This window comes from Nocardioides sp. (assembly GCF_036401255.1).
Taxonomy (GTDB): domain Bacteria; phylum Actinomycetota; class Actinomycetes; order Propionibacteriales; family Nocardioidaceae; genus Nocardioides.
The window spans coordinates 1-3,085 of sequence record NZ_DASWVI010000432.1 but is presented as its reverse complement, the minus strand read 5'-3'; the positions used below and the strand labels follow the sequence as shown (position 1 = coordinate 3,085).

Annotated in this window: 4 protein-coding genes; 1 reads left to right on the top strand and 3 read right to left on the bottom strand. The window is 74.1% G+C overall.

Annotated elements, in window-relative coordinates:
- From VGD85_RS19810 to VGD85_RS19800, 3 genes are all read right to left on the bottom strand, one after another.
- The coding region (locus VGD85_RS19810; protein ID WP_331065149.1) for an SMC family ATPase at positions 1–786 on the bottom strand (786 nt) is incomplete at its 3' end.
- Positions 783–1,964, bottom strand: a complete 1,182-nt coding sequence (locus VGD85_RS19805; protein WP_331065148.1) for an exonuclease SbcCD subunit D — start codon at positions 1,962–1,964, stop codon at positions 783–785. The genes VGD85_RS19805 and VGD85_RS19810, both read right to left, overlap by 4 nt.
- 132 nt (positions 1,965–2,096) lie before the next feature.
- On the bottom strand, positions 2,097–2,750 hold the full coding sequence (locus tag VGD85_RS19800; protein WP_331065147.1) for a response regulator transcription factor: 654 nt from the start codon (positions 2,748–2,750) through the stop codon (positions 2,097–2,099).
- 194 nt (positions 2,751–2,944) lie between these two features.
- Here VGD85_RS19800 and VGD85_RS19795 point away from each other — a divergent pair.
- Positions 2,945–3,085: helix-turn-helix domain-containing protein (locus VGD85_RS19795; RefSeq protein WP_331065150.1), on the top strand; the 141-nt coding region annotated here is incomplete at its 3' end.

The window sequence follows — 3,085 nt, the reverse complement described above, 5'->3', positions numbered from 1 at the left end:
CGCACGGGCCTCGTGCTCGGCGGCCCCGGCCGCGGTGGCAGCGGTCTCGGCACAGCGCGCGGCCGCCTCGTCGCGGAGCCGGCCGGCCCAGGCGGCGATCTCGTCCTCGGGTGCCTCGGCGCCGGTCGTCTCGCTGATCCGGCTGACCAGCTCGTCGACGCGGCGGCGTACGTCGTCGGCGTCACGGGTCAAGGCGATCCGCCGGTCGCGCAGCCAGCGCTCGACGCCCGCGAACCGGCCGGTGCGGAAGAGCTGCTGCAGCAGCTGGTGGCGCTCCTCCGAGCGCGCCCGGAGGAACGCCTGGAACCGGCCCTGCGGCAGCATGGCGACCTGGGTGAACTGCGCGGTGTTCATGCCGACCAGGCGGGTGACCAGGTGGCCGGTCTCGTCGAGCCGGGTGGAGTGGGTGACCCACTCGCCGTCGACGCGCTCGGCGATCGAGACCGACGCCTGTTCGGTGGTCAGGCCGGAGCCGCGCTTCTTGGGCCGCTCCCAGGAGGGGGAGCGCACGATCCGGAACCGGCGGCCCGCGAGCGTCGCCTCCAGCGCCACCCGGGGGCGTACGCCGGGTGCGGCCTGGTCGGACCGCAGCCGCTTGGCGGCGCTGCGGTCGCCGGGGACCTCGCCGTAGAGCGCGAAGCAGACCGCGTCGAGCACGCTGGTCTTGCCCGCGCCGGTCGGGCCGGAGAGCAGGAACAGTCCCGCCGCGGAGAGCTCGTCGAAGTCGACCGCGACGGTGTCGGCGAAGGGGCCGAACGCGGTGATCTCGAGGTGGTGCAGCCTCACCCGTCCACCGTCCCGGACAGCAGCACGTCGACGTCGGGATCCTCGCAGCAGGCGTCGACGGCCGTGAGCAGCAGCGCGGACTCGGCCTCGGTGGCCGGCGCGCCGCGCAGCTGCTCGACGAACTCCAGCGCGATCGCGTGGTCGGACCGGCCGCTCACCCGCGCGGCCGGGACCCCGACCGGGCGCGCCCCCACCGGCTCGAAGCCGAGCACCAGCGTGTGCGGGAACCGGCGGCGGAGCCGGTCCATCGCCTGGAGTGGCCGCACCGCGTCGGTGAGGGTGGCCTGCACCCAGGACCGCTCGTGGACGGTGTGGCGCGGGTCGGCGAGCAGCTCCTCCAGCGTGCCACGCAGGCGAGCGAGCGGTCGGGGCACCGGGGCCTCGACGAACGTCGCGCTGTCCAGACCGTGGGCGCCGAGGTCGACCAACCAGGAGCCCTTGACCTGCGTCGCCTCCGAGAAGGAGTAGGCGAGCGGTGAGCCGGAGTAGCGCACGGACTCGGTCAGCGTGTGGCGGCCGTGCAGGTGGCCCAGCGCGGCGTAGTCGACGCCGTCGAACACGCTGGTCGGCACCAGGGACACGCCGCCCACGCTGATGTCGCGCTCGGAGTCGCTGGGCCGCACCTGGTCGGGCGCACCCGCCACGAACGCGTGGGCGAGCACCACGGAGCGGGCGCCGGCTCGCGTCGCCAGGTCGGCGCGGACCCGGCCCATCGCGGCCGTGAGTGCGGCCTCGTGGCTGCGCACCGGGAGACCCCAGGGCTCGCGGACCGCGTCGGGGTCGAGGTAGGGCAGGCCGTAGACGGCGACGGTGCCGTGGTCGTCCTCCAGCAGGATCGGGGTGCCGACGCCCGCGGCGTCGGTGCGGATGTGCACGCCGGCCGCGTCGATCAGCCGCGAGCTGAAGCCCAGCCGCTGCGCCGAGTCGTGGTTGCCGCTGGTCAGCACGACCTTCGCCCGGGAGCCCGCCAGTCGCGCCAGCGCCTCGTCGGCCAGGCGCACGGCGTCGACGTGCGGGAGGGCGCGGTCGTAGACGTCGCCGGCCACCACCACCAGGTCGACGTGCTCCTCCTCGACGACGGCCAGCAGGTGGTCGACGTACGCAGCCTGGTGCCCGAGCATGCCCTCCCGGTGGAAGGACCGCCCGAGGTGCCAGTCGGAGGTGTGGAGGATGCGCACACCGCAACGCTAGGAGCGGCCGCCGACAACGGCGCGGGGGCGCGCCGAGGCCGGGTGTCCGCAACGTCACGCCGGCACGTCTCGGACCGGGGCGAGGGCCCGCCGCGCCGCGGGGTGTTCTCCAGGCCGCCGTTACCTGCTTCGCCCACGAGCCTGGGGCCCCTGGTAGCCGTGGGAGAGCGCCCAGGCGACGGCACTTGCGCGGCTGGTGACGCCGATGCGCGAGTACACCCCGCGGATCGCGCTCTTGAGGGTGTTGGGGCTGATGTAGAGCTCGGCCGCGATCTCCTCGTTCGAGTAGCCGGCGGCGATCCGGGAGATCACGGTCTTCTGACGGGGGGTGAGCTCCACGTCGCTGTCCAGCAGCGTGCTCAGGTCGGCGTCGTAGCTGGTGACCAGCTGGGGGTCGGACGCAAGATCGCCGTTGACGGCCGCCTCGACCAGGGCGACGAGCTCGGTGCCGTCCGCGCTCACCGAGATGGGTGCGGCCGCGCCGATCGCGAGCGCGCGAGCGGTCAGGCCGGGCTGGAGCAGTCGGGAGAGCGCCAGCACTCGCCCGGGATGGCCGGCGACGAGCTCGCGGAGCTCCTCCTCGTTGGCCGGGTGCGCGGCGATCGCGAGGTTGAAGACGTCGTAGATGACGACGTCGGCGTCCGCCGGGTGCGCCGTGGAGAGGTAGGCGCAGCCGGCGTCCGTGGCCTCGGCGAGGAGCGCGTGGATGCCGGCGACGATGATCGGCTGTCCCGAGACCACACAGACGGCGCAGGTCGTGGTGTCGCTGGTCACGGACCCATGATCGCCGGTCGACCCGGCGGTCGACAACGATGCCCCGGGGTCCCGACCGGCCGCAGCGAGCTCGCCGGCGGGCAGGTAGGTGCCGGCCGTCGCTCCAGGCTGGGGCCCGGGGTCCCGTGAGCCCCTCGTGCTGGGGTGAGGTCCCGCCTTGCGCTATATAACATGGAAGTTATATAAAGGGCGGTGTGCACGCGTTCGACGTCCTGGGCGACCCGGTGCGCCGCCGGATCATCGACCTCCTGGCCGAGGGGGAGGTGACCGCCGGCGCGATCGTCGAGGCCGTCGGTGCGGAGTTCGCGATCTCGCAGCCTGCCGTGTCGCGCCAC